Annotated in this window: 14 protein-coding genes and 1 tRNA gene; 5 read left to right on the top strand and 10 right to left on the bottom strand. The window is 35.8% G+C overall.

Going from position 1 to position 21,363, the window contains the following annotated elements; all coding sequences use genetic code 11:
• The first annotated feature begins 190 nt into the window (after window positions 1-190).
• Window positions 191-763 (top strand): hypothetical protein, encoded by a 573-nt coding sequence (locus ACP6PL_RS20405; protein ID WP_426547107.1) that lies wholly within the window; start codon window positions 191-193, stop codon window positions 761-763.
• 41 nt (window positions 764-804) lie between these two features.
• On the opposite strand, the gene ACP6PL_RS20400 is transcribed toward ACP6PL_RS20405, so the two are convergent.
• Window positions 805-990: a DUF4351 domain-containing protein gene (locus ACP6PL_RS20400; RefSeq protein WP_426547106.1), complete on the bottom strand. Its 186-nt coding sequence runs from the start codon at window positions 988-990 to the stop codon at window positions 805-807.
• 74 nt (window positions 991-1,064) lie between these two features.
• Entirely contained in the window at window positions 1,065-1,868 is an 804-nt protein-coding gene (locus ACP6PL_RS20395; protein WP_426547105.1) for a calcium-binding protein, read from the bottom strand.
• 154 nt (window positions 1,869-2,022) lie between these two features.
• On the opposite strand from ACP6PL_RS20395, the gene ACP6PL_RS20390 reads away from it, so the two are divergent.
• The 3 genes from ACP6PL_RS20390 to ACP6PL_RS20380 all read left to right on the top strand — a co-directional run bounded on the left by ACP6PL_RS20390 (window position 2,023) and on the right by ACP6PL_RS20380 (window position 5,042).
• On the top strand, window positions 2,023-3,021 hold the full coding sequence (locus ACP6PL_RS20390; protein ID WP_426547104.1) for an ABC transporter ATP-binding protein: 999 nt from the start codon (window positions 2,023-2,025) through the stop codon (window positions 3,019-3,021).
• A gap of 166 nt (window positions 3,022-3,187) precedes the next feature.
• Entirely contained in the window at window positions 3,188-3,889 is a 702-nt protein-coding gene (locus tag ACP6PL_RS20385; RefSeq protein WP_426547103.1) for a DUF1963 domain-containing protein, read from the top strand.
• Between the two features lie 364 nt (window positions 3,890-4,253).
• Window positions 4,254-5,042, top strand: coding sequence for an ABC transporter permease (locus ACP6PL_RS20380; RefSeq protein ID WP_426547102.1), 789 nt, complete (start codon window positions 4,254-4,256; stop codon window positions 5,040-5,042).
• Between the two features lie 349 nt (window positions 5,043-5,391).
• Here ACP6PL_RS20380 and ACP6PL_RS20375 read toward each other — a convergent pair whose 3' ends face one another.
• From ACP6PL_RS20375 to ACP6PL_RS20355, 5 genes are all read right to left on the bottom strand, one after another.
• Window positions 5,392-11,658 carry a TIR domain-containing protein gene (locus ACP6PL_RS20375; RefSeq protein WP_426547101.1) on the bottom strand — a complete coding sequence of 2,089 codons (6,267 nt, stop codon included), beginning with the start codon at window positions 11,656-11,658 and terminating at the stop codon, window positions 5,392-5,394.
• 516 nt (window positions 11,659-12,174) lie between these two features.
• Window positions 12,175-15,156, bottom strand: coding sequence for an L-glutamate gamma-semialdehyde dehydrogenase (pruA, locus tag ACP6PL_RS20370; protein ID WP_426547100.1), 2,982 nt, complete (start codon window positions 15,154-15,156; stop codon window positions 12,175-12,177).
• 2,086 nt (window positions 15,157-17,242) lie between these two features.
• Entirely contained in the window at window positions 17,243-17,374 is a 132-nt protein-coding gene (locus tag ACP6PL_RS20365; protein ID WP_426547099.1) for a hypothetical protein, read from the bottom strand.
• 169 nt (window positions 17,375-17,543) lie between these two features.
• On the bottom strand, window positions 17,544-18,275 hold the full coding sequence (locus ACP6PL_RS20360; protein ID WP_426547098.1) for a hypothetical protein: 732 nt from the start codon (window positions 18,273-18,275) through the stop codon (window positions 17,544-17,546).
• Window positions 18,276-18,616: 341 nt separating this feature from the next.
• Entirely contained in the window at window positions 18,617-19,042 is a 426-nt protein-coding gene (locus ACP6PL_RS20355; RefSeq protein ID WP_426547097.1) for a hypothetical protein, read from the bottom strand.
• Between ACP6PL_RS20355 and ACP6PL_RS20350 the strand changes: the two genes are divergently transcribed.
• Window positions 19,041-19,166, top strand: coding sequence for a hypothetical protein (locus tag ACP6PL_RS20350; RefSeq protein WP_426547096.1), 126 nt, complete (start codon window positions 19,041-19,043; stop codon window positions 19,164-19,166). The two genes, ACP6PL_RS20355 and ACP6PL_RS20350, sit on opposite strands and share 2 nt — an antisense overlap.
• Window positions 19,167-19,700: 534 nt before the next feature.
• Here ACP6PL_RS20350 and ACP6PL_RS20345 read toward each other — a convergent pair.
• The 3 genes from ACP6PL_RS20345 to ACP6PL_RS20335 form a co-directional block, all read right to left on the bottom strand.
• Window positions 19,701-19,774: transfer RNA gene (locus ACP6PL_RS20345), tRNA-Pro, on the bottom strand.
• A gap of 554 nt (window positions 19,775-20,328) precedes the next feature.
• Window positions 20,329-20,694 carry a DUF1818 family protein gene (locus ACP6PL_RS20340; RefSeq protein WP_426547095.1) on the bottom strand — a complete coding sequence of 122 codons (366 nt, stop codon included), beginning with the start codon at window positions 20,692-20,694 and terminating at the stop codon, window positions 20,329-20,331.
• A 3-nt stretch (window positions 20,695-20,697) separates the two neighbouring features.
• Window positions 20,698-21,354 (bottom strand): hypothetical protein, encoded by a 657-nt coding sequence (locus tag ACP6PL_RS20335; protein WP_426547094.1) that lies wholly within the window; start codon window positions 21,352-21,354, stop codon window positions 20,698-20,700.
• Between the last annotated feature and the right edge of the window lie 9 nt (window positions 21,355-21,363).

Raw genomic sequence — 21,363 nt, 5'->3', positions numbered from 1 at the left:
GTAATATCATGTCCGCTTGAATAGTTATAATTAAAGTTTGTAGTTGGGCTTCAGCTAGAACTATAGATGGGCTAAAGCCCAACTACGAACAAAAACTTTTTGATCACTGATTATCGGGACATGATATAAGTAGGAAACTGTTGTATATAATAAAATTTTGAATAATAGATAAATTAAGGAAAATAAAATAATGTCTAAAGGTTTTGGTGTATCTAATTCTGGTTCTAAGAAAAAGAAAAGTAAGTCAGGCAAATTATTTTCAGAATTACCAGCAGTAAAAGAATTATTTTTGATTATTAATTTGCCGACAAATTTGGAAATAGTTCCTCTGGAAATAGACATATCTTTTGATGAAATTGCATTATATAGCATGGTTAAGATTAAACCATATTTTATTGATGTAAAACCATTTTATCGGCAAGTACAATTCCTTTCTAAATTTGTTGAAACCAATTCTATATCCTGGTCAGATTTTATTTCTGATGCAGGTAAATTTGACGATCAATTTAAAACATTGCTTTTAGCTAAATATTTAACAATTAAAACTCAAAAGTCTCATGCTGTAATGAAAATTGGTGAGATAAATAAAATAAATACAGCTAAACATTTACCTGCTATTAGTGTGACTTACGATGAAAGTTATAAAATATTAGAAGAAGAAATATTGGAGAAATTTGGAAAAATGCCAACATTTGATGAATATTTTCAATCTCATATTGAAGATGTATCAACAGAACTCAAAGAAGGTTTCCAAGATTCATAAGTGGAGCCTTTTTAGAAGAGGTAATTATTAATTATTTACTTTTACCGCTGCTTATTTGTCAACCAATTTGATAAATCCTCGAAAGTAGTAAAATCAAAAATATCCTTACTCAAATTTTTCAATTCTTCCAAATACAAATCTGGAAACTGATTTTTAATATTCTCTGAAACTTCACCAAAATTCTTTTTAAGTAGGCGAATTACCAGAGCGATCGCCTCCTGAACCAACCGTAGTATAATCAGTCAAATTATCAATATAAATACATAGATTTAGGGTGCATAATATACACCCTATTAATTCCTTAAAAATTAACACTAATAAACTGTGATTCTGGTAAAGCTGAAATCTCTGAAGATTCTGTGTTCAACACATATCCTAATAATTGATTTGTGCTACCCATTCTAATAGTAGTACCCTCTAAAATCCCATCATTATTCGGGTCTAAATCCTCCACTGAAATACCTGCTTTATCTAACAGTTCTAGTTCATCGGGTATCAATGGTAAAATTAGATTTGTATTAATACTAAACTCCTCAAAGCTGTTAAAATCTTCAAATATTAAATCAGCTTTTGTCACCCCTCCTGTTAGTCCAATAATATCTTCAGCAGAATTAAAATCAGTAATAATTGCATTAGGTAATTGAATACTACTAGGAATTCCTGGAAATATAGAACTAATACCACTTAAATCTTGTTCTATTCCTGCTAAGTCAGTTCTAAAAACATAGACATCACTTCCCAAACCACCCTGATAAATACCAACACCAGCATCACCAATAAGAGTATCATTACCACCGCCACCAACTAATAAATCAGTACCTTTACCCCCACGCAATATATCATCACCTAAACCACCATCAAGAAAATCTGTATCTTTATTACCAAACAAGCTATCGTTACCACCGTTTCCTAACAGATCGTCTTCTCCTTTTCCACCAGAAATTGAGTCCTCTACAGATGAACCATTCATGGTATCATCACCACTAAGAGCTAATACTCCTCCAGGAAAATCATTAGCTTGTTGTACTGTGATAATTTCATTATCATCACCATCTGTTCCTAATAAACGAGCAAGGGGTTCTGAAAAGTCTGGGATAAGTACCATAGTTTATGTCTCCTAATGTGCTAAGTTTTTTTTGCCGTTAAGACTTACGCAGAAACCGGGTTTATGAACTAAAATTTGCAATATTAACCATTAAATTAGGGTAATAAACCCAGTTTCTTGGTTAGTTTGCCTAAGTCCTGTGATATTTAAACTTATGTCTATTATACTCGCTAAAAATTTAAGCAAAGTCTATCCAGTAGCTATCAAAGAACCTGGAATTAAAGGAACATTGCGTCATTTTATCAGTCGCAACTACCAATATGTTAAGGCAGTTGAAAATATTTCCTTTGAAATAGATCCAGGAGAAATAGTAGGATTTCTTGGACCAAACGGTGCCGGTAAAACTACTACCCTGAAAATGCTGACAGGTTTAATTCATCCGTCTAATGGCGTAGTTAAGGTTGCGGATAATATACCTTTTGATCGTAAGAGAGAATTTTTACAGCAAATTACTTTAGTCATGGGGCAAAAACAACAGTTAATATGGGATTTACCTGTGTTAGACTCCTTGAAAATTAATGCTGCTGTTTATGATGTTTCTGACAAAGAGTATCACAGACGGTTGATGGAATTAACAGAGATGTTGTCACTAGAGGGGAAGTTGAAGCAACCAGTGAGGAAATTATCTCTGGGGGAACGGATGAAGGCAGAGTTGATGGCAGCATTGTTGCATCGGCCACAAGTTTTGTTTTTAGATGAACCAACTTTAGGTTTAGATGTCAACGCTCAGGTGGCAGTGCGGGAATTTTTGCGGGAATATAATCAACGTTATCAAGCAACTGTGTTGTTGACAAGTCATTATATGGCGGATATTACTGCTTTGTGTAAGCGGGTGTTGTTGATATATCAAGGTGAGTTAATTTATGATGGCAGTTTGGATGGTTTACTAGATCGCTTTGCTCCTTATCGAGAGGTACAAATAGAATTAGTTAATCCTATGCCTCCAGATGTGGATAATTTTCGGCAACTTTTATCTAATTATGGGGAGTTAGAAACATTGGAAGGTCAAGTAGTACGTTTGTTAGTGCGTAGGGACAAATTAACTGAGACCGTAGCACAAATTTTGGCAGAATTAGAAGTACAAGATTTGACAGTCACTGATCCACCTATTGAAGAGGTTATTGGTAGAGTTTTTCGTGCTGGAAAAGTATGAGTGAATTCAAAAGTCAAAAATCAGAAGTCAGAAGTGATATATTATAATTTATATTATTCTCAGTTCAGCAGAATATTTATCTAAGGAAAATTCTGCGTTTCAGGTCTTCTGACTTAGTGAGAGCTACTGATAATTGATAACTGATAACTGATAACTGATAACTGAAATGACTAATATTCCTCCAGAAATTCAACCCTATAAAAGTGAAGCTTGGAAACCTATAACCATTGATGGTGATGGTGCTTTAATTGCTTCTAAATTTGCTGGTAAACCTTGGTTAGCAAAAGACGAACAATGGCCGAAATGTCCTCTTTGTCAGAATCCTTTACAATTCTTTCTTCAGCTCAACTTAAATCAATTACCAGAAGCATTACAAAATGAATTTGGTAGTGGTATTTTGCAAATGTTTTATTGTACCAATGTAGATACTCTATGTGATGTAGATTATGAAGGATGGGAGGCATTTTCAGATGTTCATTTTATCAGAATTCTTCAGCCAGAAGGAGAAGAAAAAGATGTAGAAATTCCCCAAATGCAAGATTTATTCCCACCTAAATTAATCGTTGATTGGCAACAATTAGAAGATTATCCTAACTATGATGAAGCAGCAGAATTTGGTATAGAATTAGATGATGAATTATATGAGGATAATTTCCCAATTCAAGGAGATAAATTAGCTGGCTGGCCTTTATGGGTACAAGGAATAGAATATCCCAATTGTCCGATTTGTGGTGAAAGAATGAGATTAGTTTTTCAGGTTGATTCTGAGGATAATTTACCTTTTATGTTTGGAGATCTTGGTTGTGGTCATATTACTCAGTGCAAACATCATAAAAATCAAGTAGCATTTGCTTGGGCTTGTGGCTGATATAGTATTCGACACTCAAGAATTACAAAAAGCGCAGAAACCGGGTTCGTATTAAATGCCCTACCATAATAATATTAGTCTCCAACCAACCCGGTTTATTATAACCCTCCAAAGCAACTGGATTTGATATAATATTATGTCCGGTTAAATAGTTATTATAATTAAAGTTAGTAGTAGGGCTTCAGCCCAAACTGTAGATAGGGCTGAAGCCCTACTACAAGCAAAAACTTTATTATAAGTGATTATCCTAACATGATCTAAGATAGTATTCGACACTCAATAATTAGAGCAATTATTGTTATTAATAGAGAATTTTATCTCAGTTAGGTACATTACTGGCGGGCAAGATGCCCGCACTAGAAAAATGAAAAAAATTATCAAAACTGCAAAAATTTTTCTGTCTACTTACTACGCCTATATGCTAGAATATAGAGCCGAATTAGTATTATGGGTATTGTCATCTTCTTTACCTTTTATTATGATGGGAATTTGGATAGAAGCTGCAATAAAAGGCGAATTTCCATTAGATAAATTACAATTTTCTCGTTATTTCTTAGCAGTATTTATTGTCCGATCTATAACTCCTGTTTGGGTGATTTTTGATTTTGAAAGAGAAGTAATTGAAGGAAAATTATCTCCTAAATTATTACAACCAATAGATCCAGTTTGGCATCATGTAGCAGGTCATATTTCAGAAAGATTTGCTAGAGGACTTTTTGTTTTAGGTTTAATATTATTATTTTTTGTTCTCTATCCCCAGGCATTTTGGTTGCCGAATTTTGGTAATTTATTGTTATTTTTAATTGTAGTGTTAATGGCACTTGTCTTGCGATTTTTAATTCAATATACATTGGCTATGTGTGCGTTTTGGACTGAAAGAGCTAGGGCGATCGAGCAACTTTGGTTATTACCTTATATGTTTTTATCAGGAATAACTGCTCCGTTAGAAGTGTTTCCAGAAATGGTGCTGAAAATAGTGTTGTGGACTCCGCTTCCTTATCTGATTCATTTTCCTGCATCTTTGTTAGTGGGGTTGCCTGTGGATGTTGGGCGGGGGTTATTAGTTATGTTTGTTTGGAGTGTTATATTTTTTGCGTTAAACCGTTGGTTGTGGCGACTGGGGTTAAAGCAATATTCGGGGATGGGCGCTTAGTTGAAGTCAGAAGTTATATTATGTGCCCCCTTCGGGGGAGCTACGCTAACGGTTAAATAGTTATATATAATTAAAGTTCGTAGTAGGGCTTCAGCCCTATCTACAGTTCGGGCTGAAGCCCTACTACAAACCATATACTTTATTATAAGTGATTATCCGTTAGCGTAGCTCCCCCGGAGGGGGCACATGATATTAGAAGTCAGAAATCAAAAGTCAGAAAAAAGATTACACACAATTTTAGCTATGTAGTGGTGTGACACGCCTAAAATGCTGCAATATTAGGAGCGGGTTCCGTGTTAAATTAATGGTATCAACATTTGATGAAATGAACCCGCCCCGTCACCTTTTATTACCAAGGACTACCAACCATAGTAAAACCTGCCCAATAATAAGGATGAGATAAATCTGGATTCTTCCTATTCCCAAATGCAGACGGTAACTCCACTACTACACCTATTCCACTTCCCATTAACATACCATCTTCAATAACTACCTCCCCTCGCAACATTGCTAACTGAGCTTGCCTTAAAGCCTCCGCTTTTATCTTGACATTATTCAAATGAGTATAAAATTCTGTCATCAACGCTAATGTACCCTCATCACTCACTAGCCAAATACTACCTAAAACAGACTTTACCCCTGCTGCTACTGCTGATCCTGCAAATCCTAATGGCACATTTTTGTTTCCAATAGCAGTACGAGTTCCAGCCAATACTAACAATTCGACTTCTGGATTATTCCAACCTAACTGTCTCACTTGATTTAATCGCAATTTTTGGTCCCACAATTGAATGTAAGATTGACTAATATCTTTACTTCTAAATTCAGCATGAGTAGATAAATGAATAATAGGATAAGGATAAACTTCTCTTTGAGTAACTAAATTATTACGAGTAAAATCTTGATTAAGGAACATATCACCCTGCCACAATTGTTGGGATATAATTTCTAACTCGACAGGTATTGCTGGTAGGGATGGTAAAGTTTGTTCTATGAAATCACTTGCTCCCATTGCTAATACCTGGCTATCTTGAAGTGGGCGATAGTTAGTATCTATAGTATCTATTGAAGTGAAATTGGGAATTAAACTGAGGCTATATTTTTCTATTAAAAATTGTTCGCCATCATGTAATACTCCTAGAGGTAATCTTGCTATCAATGGAGAAAATTCACCGTTACCCGTACTGAATAAAATTGTATCAATATTCTCTGTAGATAGTTCGTCAGCAATTGGAGCTATTAGCCACTGATATAATTTTTGGGCTGTTGCTAAATAAGCATCAGGTTCCTTGCTGCGTGCTTGAGGACTCGTAACTACGAACATTAATTTGAGAACACTTTGTTTGAGTTGCTTTCCATTTACTGTAGAAATTATTTTAATAATTGGCTGACTATCTTTAGTATATAAGATTATTTGTAATTGTTCGGGATAAACATTAATATAAACAATAGCAGATTCTTTGCCAGTCTTGTTTGCCATGTTTTTTAAGATTGCTCGAACTTTTTTGATATTGAGTTTAAATATTTTTCCACCATTTTTTGTATGGAGTGATTTGTCCTTAAAGTGTTTTCCTCTTTCTAAATTAGGCTCTTTGCCTATAACTTCTGTTTTCGACAACAAATCAATCTTGATATCTGACTTAATAATTATTCCTAATAGCTGCTCCGCTTCCTGAATTTTCTTCTTCTTCACTAAGTCTTTCACTATAGAAATAGCTTCCTTAACTTTCCCCTGTTTTGCTAATTTCAATCCTTCTTCTACTTTGCCTTCTGCTCGTAACTGACGTACTACTAATATAGGGTGTTTATCTCTAATTTCCGTTTTTGGTAACAAACTAATCTTGACATCCGACTTAATAATTACTTCTAATAACTTCTCCGCTACCTTGGCTTCATCTTCCTGCACTAACTCTTTTACTGTATCAATAGCCTCCTCAACCTTCCTCTGTTTTGCTAATTTCATTCCTGCTTCCACTTTGGCATCTACTCGCAACTGACGTACTACTGATGTAGGTTCTCTGTCTATAATTTTCGTTTCTGGCAATAAGTCAATTTTGCTATCTAACTTTATAATCTTTCCTAATAACTTCTCTGCTGCCTTAACTTTATTCTCCTGCACCAACTCTTTCGCTGTCGAAATCAAACTATGATGCACAGGCAAATTTGCACAAGTTTTCCGATATTTGTGTAAACTTCCCATATACCTTTCCCACTCCTCAGCAGTCAAGTTTCTGTGGGAGCGACGACAAGCTTCATTTATTAAATCTTCTGACAATAATGAATGCACTACCACAGTTTCATCACTATTTGTAGTAACAAGATACTTACCATCGGGACTAAATTCTACTCCCTTTACTTTCTGATCATGCTGAAGTTGAAGAATTTGTTTACCATTAGTAGCATCCCATACCTCTGTAGTATTGTCATAACTATTAGTAGCAATATACTTGCCATCGGAACTAAAGGCTATTGTATTAATTGTATCATTATGGTCAAGCTGAAGAATTTGTTCACCCATTGCAAAATTCCATAACTCTAAAGAACTATATCTTAACCCCTCTGCAGTATTGTCATGACTAACAGTAGCAAGATACTTGCCATCTGGACTAAACGCTACTGCCTCTAAATCATGGTCAAGCTGAAGAATTTGTTCACCCATTGCACTATCCCAAACTGTCACTTTTTTATCATAATTTGCAATAGCAACAAGATACTTACCATCTGGACTAAATTTTACTACTTTTACAGAATGATCGTGTGGAAGTTGAAAAATTTGTTGACCATTAGTAGCATCCCATACCCTCACTGTTTTGTCACCACTTCCTGTCGCAATATACTTACCATCAGAACTAAATGATGCTGCTGTTAATTTCCTATCATCATAGATTTGAGAAATTTGTTCACCAGTAGCAACATCCCATACCCCTATTGTTTTATCGCCACTTGCTGTCGTAATATACTTGCTATTAGAACTGAATTTTATTGCTCCTACTTGATCGCCATCATGGATTTGAGAAATCTGCTCACCAGTAGCAGTATCCCATATCCCCACTGTTTTATCTCCACTTGCTGTAGCAATAAACTTACCATCTGGACTAAACTTTACTACTATTACCGTCTTATCATGGTGAAGTTGAAAAATTTGTTTACCAGTAGCAGCATTCCATACTTTTGCTGTTTTGTCATCACTTGCTGTAGCAACATACTTGCCATCTGGACTAAATTTTACTGCTATTACCTTCTGATCATGGTGAAGTTGAAAAATTTGTTTACCAGTAGCAGCATCCCATACCCTCGCTGTTTTATTACCACTGGCTGTCGCAATATATTTGTCATCTGGACTAAATGCTACTCTGTATATCTCTTTATCATGCTGACGTAGAGTAATTTGTCCACCTGCTGTAGCAATATCCCATACCCTCGTAGTATTATCCCTACTGACAGTAGCAATAGATTTACTATTAGCACTAAATTCTACTGCCCATACTTTGCTACTGTGGTGGAGTTGAGAAATTTGTTCACCTGTAGTTGCATCCCATATCTTCGCTGTTTTGTCACGATTAGCAGTAGCAATAAATTTCCCATCTGGGCTAAATGCCACTGCATATACATCGTTATTATGTGGGAGTTGAGTAATTTTTGCACCCGTAGTAATATCCCATATTGCAGTCTTCTCACGACTAGCAGTAGCAATATACTTACTGTCTGGACTAAATGCCAGGTAACGATCCAGTGATAGACGCAGCAAGGCTCGTTGTGGAATCAGATATTTTTGTTTACCTTTGGCAGCATCCCATACTGTCAAAGTCCCTCGGGTAGGATTGTAACTACTTGCTGTAGCAATAAACTTACCATCGGGACTAAATGCTACTGCCCATACTTTACTGTCATGCTGGAGTCGAAAAATTTGTGCGCCCGTAGCAGCATCCCATACACCCACTGTTTTGTCCGAACTAGCAGTAGCAATAGACTTACCATCTGGACTAAATGCTACTGCTATTACCGTATTATCATGCTGGAGTTGAGAAATTTGTTGACCAGTAGCAGCATTCCATACTCTTGCTGTTTTGTCTGAACTAGCAGTAGCAATAGACTTGCCATCTGGACTAAATGCTACGTCCAATACTTTGTTATTATGTAGAAGTTGAGAAATTTGTGCACCCGTAGCAGCATTCCATACTCTTGCTGTTTTGTCCCAACTAGCAGTAGCAATAGACTTACCATCAGGACTAAATGCTACATCCAATACTTTGCGATCGTGATGGAGTTGAAGAATTTGTTGACCAGTAGCAGCATCCCATACACCCACTGTTTTGTCCGAACTAGCAGTAGCAATAGACTTACCATCAGGACTAAATGCTACATCTAATACTTTGCTATCATGCTGGACTACCCAAAGCAAATTTCCCAATAAAGTTAACCCTCCTCGTAAAGCACGATCTGCTATAACAGAAGACAGGTTTAGTTTTTGGAATTTCCGCATCGACTCCACAGCGAGCAACACACTTCCGTCTTGGAAACTTTTGTATAAACTTCTCATTCCGTACTTACTTCTCATCGATCCAGACTCAGCCGCTAACTGGCGAGCAAAAGCGATCTCAGTTTGTATTCTTGCTTGAACAGTTTGCCTCCAAGAAAATATAGATAATCCTGATAACAAAGTAATAGTTCCTAAAGCAACAGCAACGATTATATTTTTCCTTGTCCGCTCTGCTTTTTGGCCTTTTTCCATTTCTGCCTTACTTTGCAGAATAAATTCCTTGACTTCGTGAGTTACTGGTGGCTGCTTTGAGTATATTTCCGCTAACTGCAACCACTCATAAGCTTTTAGATACTTACTCCCGCGCAACAATAGATCGGTATTTTTATTGTCTCGTTTCCACTCCAAAGCCTTTTGTGACTTTTCCGTATGTTCCCGCACATATTCTCTGTCTGTATCTAACGTCCGCACTAATTCACTAAAGTTTGCATAAAAGTCTCTCCCATACCTATGAAAGTCTAACCATTGTACTTTTGCCAATTCTGGATGTAATTCGGCAGTATTAACTTTTCGATGCAATACTGTGACGAAACGTTTATTTAGACTTTTGGCATATTCGACTTCATCAGCACAATAAGGAGAATTTACCGACTCTGGGGAAATAATAAATAAGAAGTTATCCGACTTTTCAATACCCCGATAAATTTCCTGTTGAAAATCTGTGCCTGTAGCAATACTTTCTTGGTCAAACCAAGTATTTTTTCCCTGAGTTTGTAAAGCATCATTTAAGCGTCTAGCAAAATCTGAATCGGTACGAGAATAAGAAACAAAAACATCTAAAGCTAAATTAGCTGGTTGTTTAGCACTTTCAGTAATAAATTCTGTTTGTAAATCAGTGGGTAAATTAACTGTTCGACTGTTAGCTAGTTCCAGCCAATTTTGATATTGTTCCAGATTATAACCCCGCAATAAAATGCTGGGGTTACGGTTTTGTTCCAGCCATTTCAAAGCTTTAACTAATAAAAATTTATGCCGTTGATAATAAACTGCTTCTGATTGTAATTCTTTGAGAAGTTGATCTATTCCCGACTGCTCTGATTCAGTAAAATAAATAAATTGTAGATTGCTAATTTCTCTAGGAATTGCTGTAGAATCTGTGGGAGATATTAAGATAGGAATAATCCGTTTATTCAGACTCAAAGCATAGGTTAATTCTTGTTGGCAATATTCAGATTTTATTGCTTCAGGAGACAATAAATAAATTACATTATCTGCCCCGGCAATCCCTTGATTAATTTCTGTTTGAAAATCCTTTCCAGTTTGAATATCAGAATGAGAACTCCAAACAGTAATCCCTTCCAGCATCAAGCTTTTCCTAATTTGCTGCATTGTAGGTTGATCTGTTTCAGCAAAAGCCAGGAAAACTTGAGTCATTAAATTATTAGCATTTTTCTCACTTTCACAGATAAATTCACAATGCAAATCTGTAGGAATACAAGGAGGTTGTTCTTCTGTAAATTTAATTTTCAACCATTGTTCTGCCTGGATACGTTCTTGAGCAATTAATAAATAACGAGTTTGTTTTTGATTTTTTTCCCATTCCAAGCCTTTAAGTAAGATATTAGTATGTAGTTTAACATAATCTTGGTGACGTTTGAATAATTCAATTAAATCGGTGAAACTTCTGTCAAAATCATCAATATTGTCCCGAAAATAAACCCAGTTAATTCTGCCTATTTCTGGGTGCATATTGGGGAAACTTGAATGCTTACCGTGTTGTTGATAAATTTCCCATTCTTCCAAAGTGCCTTGAGGATTTCGTTTTTGCCAAATTTCATAAGTAATTTGTTCGACGTGAAGTAGTGGGATGATACATTTATTGTATTTTATGGCGTGATTAATTTCTTTAAGACAGTAGGGAGAATTAACAGAATGAGGCGCAATAATAAACAAAAAATTATCTGCTTTTGTAATCCCATCATCAATTTGATTTTGAAAGTCTACACCCAGGGGAATATTGTTTTGGTCAAACCAGATTTTTAGACCATTTTCTGTGAGTTTTTCATAGAGTTTTGTAGCAAAAGATATGCTGTCAGCCCGTCCGTAGGAGATAAAAGCATTGTAATATTCTGGCATGGGTTTTGAGCGAATAGGACAATTTATCTAGTCATAGCATTGTTTTATCATAAAATATAGCCTTCGACTCAAAGTGGGGTTGATTTATTTTCATCAAATATTTAGGGTGTTATATCATGTCCGGTAGCATCGGTGTAATTTAGATAAGGAGTGTGGGGAGATGGGGAGAGCTAGAAAGATTTGGCAATGGCGCTCAGATGGAAGCTTTTTTTATGCCGAATTAACCAGATTTGATATTACTCATAAACCCGACTGTTTCAAGTTATATCAAATCCGTTATCTACGGTTCCCGAGAAATCGGAGTAATATAATTCTGTCTATCATCATACAATGTGTAGGGGCGTTTCATGTCGCGCAGCGAAATGGCCATTCGCCCCTACAACATAGACTTCTTATCTTTAAATACTGAATAACACCAATACTACCGGATTTGATATTACAGGGGAATAGAGACGATAGTAGGGATGTTCCATGGAACGTCCCTACAACTATAGATTCATCTTACTCAATCTAACTTCAGTTATCCACACCCTCAATAGGTGCAAAACCTTGCCGCTGCACATTCTCAGTTATTGTGCGTGGTTCCAAAAATTGCAGTAAATAATCCGGTCCTCCTGCTTTTGAACCCACACCGGACAACTTAAAGCCACCAAAGGGTTGTCGGGAAACGATCGCTCCTGTAATTCCACGATTAATATACAAATTCCCTACTTCAAACTCTGCTTTTGCTTGTTCAATGTGAGAAGGAGTACGAGAATATAACCCACCAGTCAAAGCAAAATTTGTTCCATTGGCAATTTCTAACGCTTCAGTAAAATTCTGCGCTTTCATCACTGCCAATACCGGACCAAATATTTCTTCCTGAGCAATAGTCGCATTCGGTGACACATCCTTAAACACCACCGGACCAACAAAATAACCATCCTCTGGCGCACTCCTTTCAATAGCAACTTTTGCCTCCTGCTTACCCTTAGCAATATATTCCTTAATTCGCTTTTGCGCCTTATCATCAATTACCGGACCTACTTGGGTACTTGGTTTCTCTCCATCTCCTATGTTTAGCGATCGCGTGGCTTCTATCAACCGTTCCACAAAAGTATCATAAATTGTTGCAGATACCACAACCCGCGAACAAGCAGAACATTTCTGTCCGCTATATCCAAAAGCAGAATAAACAACACCAGCAACTGCTTGATCGAGGTCAGCACTCTCATCCACAATAATCGCATTTTTACCACCCATCTCAGCAATAACCCGCTTCAGATGTTTTTGCCCTGGTCGCAAAATTGCAGCTTGAGCATAAATATGACAACCTACTTCCTGAGAACCAGTAAAAGTAATACTATTAACATCTGGGTGTTTCACCATAAAATCACCAACTGTCGAACCCTTACCAGGAACAAATTGAAATACTCCTTTAGGAAAACCAGCTTCCACCAAAATTTCAGCAATTTTAGAAGCAATAACCGATGACACCTCCGCAGGTTTCAATAACGTGCAGTTACCAGTCACCAAAGATGAAACCGTCATTCCTGTGGGAATAGCTAGAGGAAAATTCCAAGGAGAAATTACCAAAGAAATACCACGAGGTTGATAATGATAACGGTCAGTTTCTCCAGCGGTATCATATTTATAACCCCCATCTAACCGTTCCATTTCATCAGCATAATAACGACAAAAATCTATAGCTTCAGAAACTTCGGCATTACATTGGTTAAGGGGTTTACCAACTTCTAATACCATCCATGCTGTCAGTTCGTGGCGACGTTTTTCCATTAAGTCTGCAGCTTTGCGCAATATCCCTGTACGTTCCCGCACTGGTGTTTTCTTCCAACCCGGAAATGCTGCTTTTGCTGCTTGAATTGCCTGCTCTGCTTGTTCGACGGATATTAAACCAATTTTGCCAACAACTTCTTTGGGGTTTGACGGGTTGACGGAATCAACTATTTGTGTAGTGGTTGTGTATTCACCATTTATAATTGGCAGATAGGTTTTCCCTAATTCCAGTCGTGCTTGACCAATAGCATTCAGAGCTTGTTGTCGTTGTTGGGCGTTGGCGTAGTCGCTATCTGGAGCATTAGGGAAAACTGGTTTGACAATATCGTGAATTGTAGTTTTGCCGTTGGTAATAGGTGCTGCCAATAATTCTTCTAGAGGTCGGTTTTCTGAACTTTGTCTGAGGAATGAACTATTAGCAGTATTTTCCAAGAGCCGACGAATTAAATATGCCATTCCTGGTAATAGGTCGCCGTAGGGGCAATAAACTCGGACGCGATAACCTTTGTCTACTAATGCTTTCGCTATTTGGTCGCCCATACCATAGAGAACTTGCATCTCGAAACAACGGCGAGGCACGTTTAAAGTTTCGGCAATGGCGATCGCTCTTGCTTGAGACCGAACATTATGACTGCCAATAGCTGAGTAAATATATTGATGATTTTCTAGCATCATCTGAGTCAAATTTTCAAAGTTGGCATCGGTTTCGGGTTTATCGTTGAATACTGGTTGTGGCCAGTCATGTTGTAAAGCTTTGATAGTTTCCTGATCCCAATACGCTCCTTTGACGAGCCGAATAGTAACAGGGCGACCTCGAATTTTTGCCCAGTCAATAATACCTTGCACATCTTTTTCGCTATCCCGCAAATATGCTTGAATTGTTACCCCAATATCGCTACGGTTGCGGAACTCTTCTTCCATCAAGAGTTCTTTGAGAATAGCAATAGTTAGGTCTTTGTAGGTGTATTGTTCCATATCGAAGTGAACCGCTACACCAAGCTCTTTGGCGCGTCTGAGTAGGGTACGGATGCGATCGCTTACTCTTTGCTGACTACCTTTAACATCAAGGGGGTCAAACTGAGAATAAAATGCTGTAAGTTTTACGGATACCTGTACTTGTGGCAGTTGTTCGCCTTCTGCTTCATCTATTTGAGGAACTGATGACCACTTGCTAGCGGCTTGAGAAAGTTGAGTCATCAGTTCGAGATAACGGTCTAAATACAACTGTGCTTCATTTTCAGTGATAACTGCTTCTCCCAACAAGTCTACGGTAAAGCACATTTTATCTTTCCGTAGTTTTTCTAGAGTTTTGATAATTTGTTTGACATTCTCCCCGGCAATGTATTTATGGGCGAGAGTTTCTACTGCGGGTGCTACAGTGGTTGCTGCCAGTTGACCAGGAACGGAGTCTGGGTTAGCAAAATTGAGAAGTTTTTTCAGAGCTTCTGGAAGTTCGACTTCTTCAGTAGTTAGATATTCTTGAAGATGAGCAGCTATTTCTGGTTTACTGCGTAATGCTGGTAAACAGTCAATAAAACGAAATAGTTGTACTCGCAAACCAGGACTTGCCATTGCCCAGTCTAGGAGTTTATCATCCCACCGCATTTGATTTTGCAGTTGACCTAGCCAAGAAGTATTTTTTTCTTGGGTTGCTGCCAAGAGTTGTTTAGCTATTTCTTGGGTCTTAGTTTCGTACTTGTTATCGGATATTTGTGCGACCATTTTTTTCTAAAGTATGGTTAAATTAATTGGGATTGTGTATCAGATTAATTTAGGTATTTATCACTAAAATTGATTTCAAGTTAGTGTTTTTATAATCCTATTTCCGCTACGTTTAGTCCACTATGTTGTTGTATTTCAATTCTACTTTAAAAAATATTCTGTGACGATACTTTTACTTTGTTGATTAACAGAAATTAATCAATTATGCCATTTATCCTATTATACCAATTTTATAAATGTTTGCTACAAATGGTAGAAATAAGGAAGAAGGAAGAAGCAAGAAGCAAGAAGGGATAAACATTCAAAAAAAAAGGGAAAACGATAGATATAACTATCTCACATGAATTGGAGCAGCTATTTTTCAGCACATCCGATCAAGAGCTACCTTTTCGTAGCATTCTTTTTTCAAAGTGGTATTACACCTAAATCAGATTTGCCCTGATCTTTTCTTTTCCGAAAAACAATAGACTTTTTGCAGGAGTAAGCAACAGGTAATACCAGTTTGATAATATTTGGTACAAATCGTCAGTTTTTTTTAGGAGTTATAGTTTAGGAGTCAGGAGTCAGAATGAACAGCTTAAAGCCCATTTTTTAAGCATTTATATTCTATTTTTAGTCAAAAATAGATATCCTGTACAAGTATTTTAATTCCCCTTATTATTCTAAACATTCTTTTTTCAAAATGGTATAAGATATTTTTAGGGTAACTTTTTGTATCTAATCTCAGGTGATTTGGGAAAAGGCTTATTTATTTTCTGGAAATGTCTTATAGCTCAATCTAAAGATTTCCAGAATACTGAGATAGATTTACCAATGGATAATTGATAATTAATCAATTCAGTTTAAAGCCACTCTTTACCAATGGATAATTGACAATTGATAATTAGAGATAGTTTTTATTAACTAATAATTAGTAATTAGAGATAGTTTTGATTATCCAATATCCATTATCAATTAATAATATTTCTTGAGATTCAATTCGGTTACGGTTTTAACCAGAGGTGATTATTCATTATCAATTAATGAAGAGAAATGCCATAGAAATTGGTAGTAATTGTCTGATTAAATTATCTGAGGAATTGGAATTATAGAGAAATGACTAAGAGTTATATTAAAATAGATAAATAGATTTTTGATAAGAGATCGCCCTTTTTGATTCCAAAATCTGGCGTTGCTAATTTTAGGTATCAAACTAGATTCGTAAGATAAGTTAAGAGTTCATTCCTACTTCTCACTCTTTAGTTAGGAAAAAACTCCTTTCTACCTCCTGAATTATGACTTCTGAATCCTGTAATACCAATTTGATAAATGTTTGCTACAAATCGCTAGGGAACTTTTTAGGAGTCAGGAGTCAGGAGTCAGGAGTCGTATGGGAATAGCTTCTATATCATTTTTTAACTGGGAAATCATATTTTTTGTCAAAGGTAAATCTCCTGTAAAATCTTTTTATTGCCCTTACTATTCGTAACATTCTTTTTTCAAATTGGTATAATACAATTTCTCAAAAATCTTGCTATATACGATTGGATGGGGAAGTGTGGGGAGTAGGTAGGGTTTGCTGAAAAAGTCTTATGAGTAAGGGTAGGAGACAGGAGACAGGAGACAGGAGACAGGAGGAATGGGGAATTTAGAGAAGGCAGGAGTTAGAACTATTCCTCAATTTCTCTGTCCAAATCTTGCTGTTAATACTGACTTTTTGAGGCTTTTCAACTCAAATAAACGCACTTTTTCCAGACTTAAAAATGCCAAAAGTTTTATCTGTAGAAACTTTCAGATTTATTCAGCAAACCCTAGGTAGTTGCATGCAACGTCCCTACGGCAGAGGAAAAGTAGTGATAATAATTACTAACTAACTAATAATTGTCAAAAACAGACTTTAAATCTTGCTAACTTATGAGCTGTTGAACTTTCACCGAAGTATAGCATTAATCCATGGTAATGTAATATCATACATTTATTCAGTAATACCCAAAATCTTTTTCCAACGCGATAATTATTATTCCATCTTCAAGTCACGATCAGGAAATAAGCCAAAATGAAAGAATATTAGGTTTTATGAAAAATTTCACTATTTCCCATTCCCTTATTAACTTTTACTACTAAATCTTGCCAATAATTCCTCACGAGATAATTGAGATAACTGTAATAGTAAATAGGAAAATTTCTCTCGAGATAAAGACAACATTTGTTCAATAATATTCCTAAGTTGTTCATCCAAATAATTAAACCTCATTATCAACAAATTACTTTTAATATACAAGGGATTAATCATGCTGATTTAATATAGTATAAATACTGGTAAAAAACTGCGCGATTTTGGTATTAAAAATGGCAATTTATAAGTATTGTTTATTTTTTTATCTGCCATTATATTTTACAATTAATTCTTATTTAATATGAATATTATTTCTTGCCGAAACTCGAGAAAAATTTTGTACTTCTTTCTGCACACTCATCCCAATTTCTAATGCTTCATTAAGTAATTTTCCATATTCAGTTGCTTGATTTTTAACATCAAAATTTATTAGAGCAGATAAATTATTCTCCATACTCGCAAATAGTTCATACCGCCTCATAATAAAATCTTGATTTTCCCGTAAAATTCTTTCTGTTTGTAATCCACAAATCAAACTTTCTCGGGTTACTCCCAATGCTTTGATTACATCATTTCGATTAATCAAATTTACTTCTAAATTTCCCACCGCAGCTAATCTATCCATAATCTCTACAGCCATAATTACCTGATTATATTTATTTACCTCATTCTGCAATTTTGCTAGTTCTTTTAGAGGTTTAGTTTTCCACCACATATAAGTATTCCAGCACAGAGTAATACCCAATGATATTCCGAGAACAATTTTGATAAATAGATTAATTAAGCGAGGGTCATCGGAAGCATAACTTGTCTTCGTAATCATCAATAAAGTTAGAGGTAAAGAAATAATTAAAGTTAAACCAAATACAACAATTTGATTCAACATAATTGATAAAAGTTGCTTCCTACTAAATCCCAATGGTAACTGATATAAATTCACCATTGATATATCACTCAAACTTTTAGCACTTAACTGCTCTACCTCTAAATCTGTAATTTTTAAATCTGGTAAATCTGGTTGCATAATTATTTCACATTTGCTCCCACAAAAATTTTATCAAAATAATTGGGTCTAAAACCCCGCCTTTTAAGGCAAAATGTTTTTGGAGGGGAACTTAAATCCCCGTTATAAAAACAACTTCTGTACAGGCTTGCTGGCCATTTGCCCCTACTGACTTCTGACCATTTTTTGAATTCAAAATTCAAAATTAAAAGTTCAAAAATTTTGATTATAAGTGAATTTAAATAATTGTTTAATTAAGGATTCAACCCTCGTTCTTTAGAACGAAAAAATCAAAAATATTTTCCTTATTTCAAGCCTCTGACTTTAGGCAGAGGTTATAATTTTGAATTGATTTGACTTCGTTAATTCCATCCTAAAAGACTGGTAATTAGATCGATAATCGTTAAATAAAAATTATCTTCGTTGTGTCTAAAAATTTGGAAAGGTTCTCCTGGTGCTCCAAAAAAAGGTCGCAGAGTCCATCCTAATTGAAATCCCACAAAAGCATATAATCCCAACCAAAATCGCAAAATCTTTAATCTAACTTCTTTTCCTTCTACATCTTCTTCAGATAAAAAATTCATTCCCAGGTAAAAGAATTGTACCCCTAAAAAACCTGTAACTGCAAAAATGACAACGTTCAATAATACAAAAAACTGATAATTATTTATCGATAAGAGGAAAAATAAACTAACTGGTGCAAATCCGAATAATAAAACTGCAATTAATGCCATTGCAGTCATTAATAATGTCAAAAATTGTTCAAAGCTTTTCTTGGAACCAAACATGACATTAAAGAAGTATAATGTCGGAAAACAAATAATTAAAGTTAACAAGTATAATGCTGGTAACTTAACAGCAGAAAAAAATGCTTGTAACCAACTATTTGAACTACCTATTATTGCACCATAAATAGCAAAAAATACAGCACTAGAAATTAATAAACCTAATATTTTATCCTTAAGTTGATGACCTTGACGAATATCTTCTAGAAACTTCTGTCTTTCTCATAATAGCTCCATGACAACTGAAAAGTATTTCATTATTTTAACTCCTGTTTTCAAGTATTTTGTTTATACCTTATTGACAGCTTCAAGGTGGAAATATTAAGTTCCTCAAATAATATTAAATTCTTTTTGAATACTTAAGGCTTGCTGATTAATTCTAAAACCCAAATTCCGCAGGTCAAGTTTTAGCATTAAAAGTAGTAGAAAAAATTGGGAATTAAACTGTATAGATTCTATTCATTAACTTTTCTATTGAGTCAAATTATCAGTCAAATATTCAGCATAAATACTCGATGGAACCAGATAATTAGCTAGAATCATTCCCTACTGACTATTTGCACTTATGAGCTTGATGAATATTAAGCAAAAAAAACACCCTAGAGTTGAATTTAGCTCTAGAGTGTCTTTAAGTTGGGGTGTTATGAAAATTTCCTTTTAATCGGAGCGGCGGGATTTGAACCCACGACCCCCACTACCCCAAAGTGGTGCGCTACCAAGCTGCGCTACGCCCCGTTAACCTTAACTACTATATCACGCCATATTACATTTTGGCAACTAATTTTACCCAAAATATTTTAAGTCATACTTTTTAACTATAGCATATTAAAAATAATATCATGTCTGTTCCTTAGACCTCTCCGGTAATTCACCTCAAACCCTGATAAAAATGTTGTTAAATCTTAAATTTACAGAAATATCTTTTGTCTAAATAGTTAGTTGGGAAATATTGACTCAAGTTTCAGTTTTTTTCTTCTTTCAAGCCTTCTTACTTATTCCTCAGAGCTAATAAAATGATATTTTTCAAAGTGAGGCGGCAATTAAATAAGTTAACCTCATAGACAAAGTAACCTTCTGAGTCTTAAACAAAGCCTTCCCTTAAAGTCGCAATCTCCAAATTAACTGTCATGCCAAAGATTGCCATAGAGATAATAATTAGGAAACCATTTAGGATTGATCTTTCCCACTCCCCCCTTGCAATGACGATTGAAAAGCTTCTGTACTATTTAGTTTATCAATTAGTTGTTACTTGCAATCTGTAATGCTGATGCTACGGGACATGATACCAATCAAAAAATTTTCAACATTTGTGCTCCTTGGACTAAACCAGGTACAGCTTCTACAGGCCATTTTCCCTCTCCCCTACGCCCCTGATTCAAAATAAATTCAACAGTATAACTTTGTGGAAAACCTTCCACCTGCATCCACAGCAAATCACTTTCAGCTTCGCAGGCTATCCTTTCCTCATCCATCAACTCATCGACCATCTGGCAGATAGTTTTGTTTAACTGGTCTAATAATCGACAAAAATCGTCAAGTTCCCCTTCTGTCAATTCTATTGACCAATTATCCCCACCCACTAAACCCTGAAACTCTAGCGCTTCAGGGTTCCAACCTAACCGCCAACCATCTCCACTTTTGACTATTCGTTCCATAACTTAAGGCTTAAGTAAATCTGCACCTCCTGGTTGGAGAATCACTGGTGCTCTAGGAGCTGACTGTCCAGAGTTATCTCTCTGCTCTACTTCTGGTATGGATGGAGGATTGGGGTCGCCTCCAAAGATATCTACCAATCTATTAACTAAAGCATCTCTTTGAGAACGAGTTAAATTTTGAATTGCTTGGCGATCGCCGTTCATCGGATTTTCTGTCAAAGAATCATTCCCAGGATATACAGATGACTGTAGATAGTCATTAGCTCCCAAATAATCTGCTAATGTTAATTTCCAATCAAACCGATAATTGGGTGCACGACCTTTGACATAAAAATGATACCTAATTAAACGTGATACCAGGGTCTCCTCAGTATTAACTTCACCCGTTTCCTTAGATATATAATCATTTTCCAATGGCAAATCTGGTATTTTTTCATATACAAACGGCCATACTTCAGTTGGTCGCACCCGCCGTTGGACAATTTTGATTGGGTACTCAAAATTTTCTCCGTTTGTAACTTTGAGCAACTGATGTTCTAATAAATAAGTCGAATGGACTGCTGTACTAGCTAAAGAATTTCCAAAAATTTCAATACCAGTCCCAACAATGACTGTTACTAGAGAAATTGTCAAATATTTAAGCCATCGCTTCTTGCTCATGGTTATTTT

The sequence above is a fragment of the Dapis purpurea BLCC-M126 genome (assembly GCF_050015975.1).
GTDB lineage: Bacteria > Cyanobacteriota > Cyanobacteriia > Cyanobacteriales > Microcoleaceae > Trichodesmium.
The sequence above is the reverse complement of the archived record's forward strand: the minus strand, read 5'-3'. Positions and strand labels throughout refer to the sequence as shown.

Bases quoted from the DNA above. Each gene is read 5' to 3' on its own strand.
- ACP6PL_RS20405 (WP_426547107.1), top strand. From the start codon at position 191: ATGTCTAAAGGTTTTGGTGTATCTAATTCTGGTTCTAAGAAAAAGAAA.
- ACP6PL_RS20395 (WP_426547105.1), bottom strand. From the start codon at position 1,868: ATGGTACTTATCCCAGACTTTTCAGAACCCCTTGCTCGTTTATTAGGA.
- ACP6PL_RS20390 (WP_426547104.1), top strand. From the start codon at position 2,023: ATGTCTATTATACTCGCTAAAAATTTAAGCAAAGTCTATCCAGTAGCT.
- ACP6PL_RS20385 (WP_426547103.1), top strand. From the start codon at position 3,188: ATGACTAATATTCCTCCAGAAATTCAACCCTATAAAAGTGAAGCTTGG.
- ACP6PL_RS20380 (WP_426547102.1), top strand. From the start codon at position 4,254: ATGAAAAAAATTATCAAAACTGCAAAAATTTTTCTGTCTACTTACTAC.
- ACP6PL_RS20375 (WP_426547101.1), bottom strand. From the start codon at position 11,658: ATGCCAGAATATTACAATGCTTTTATCTCCTACGGACGGGCTGACAGC.
- pruA (WP_426547100.1), bottom strand. From the start codon at position 15,156: ATGGTCGCACAAATATCCGATAACAAGTACGAAACTAAGACCCAAGAA.
- ACP6PL_RS20360 (WP_426547098.1), bottom strand. From the start codon at position 18,275: ATGCAACCAGATTTACCAGATTTAAAAATTACAGATTTAGAGGTAGAG.
- ACP6PL_RS20350 (WP_426547096.1), top strand. From the start codon at position 19,041: ATGACATTAAAGAAGTATAATGTCGGAAAACAAATAATTAAAGTTAAC.
- ACP6PL_RS20355 (WP_426547097.1), bottom strand. From the start codon at position 19,042: ATGTTTGGTTCCAAGAAAAGCTTTGAACAATTTTTGACATTATTAATG.
- ACP6PL_RS20340 (WP_426547095.1), bottom strand. From the start codon at position 20,694: ATGGAACGAATAGTCAAAAGTGGAGATGGTTGGCGGTTAGGTTGGAAC.
- ACP6PL_RS20335 (WP_426547094.1), bottom strand. From the start codon at position 21,354: ATGAGCAAGAAGCGATGGCTTAAATATTTGACAATTTCTCTAGTAACA.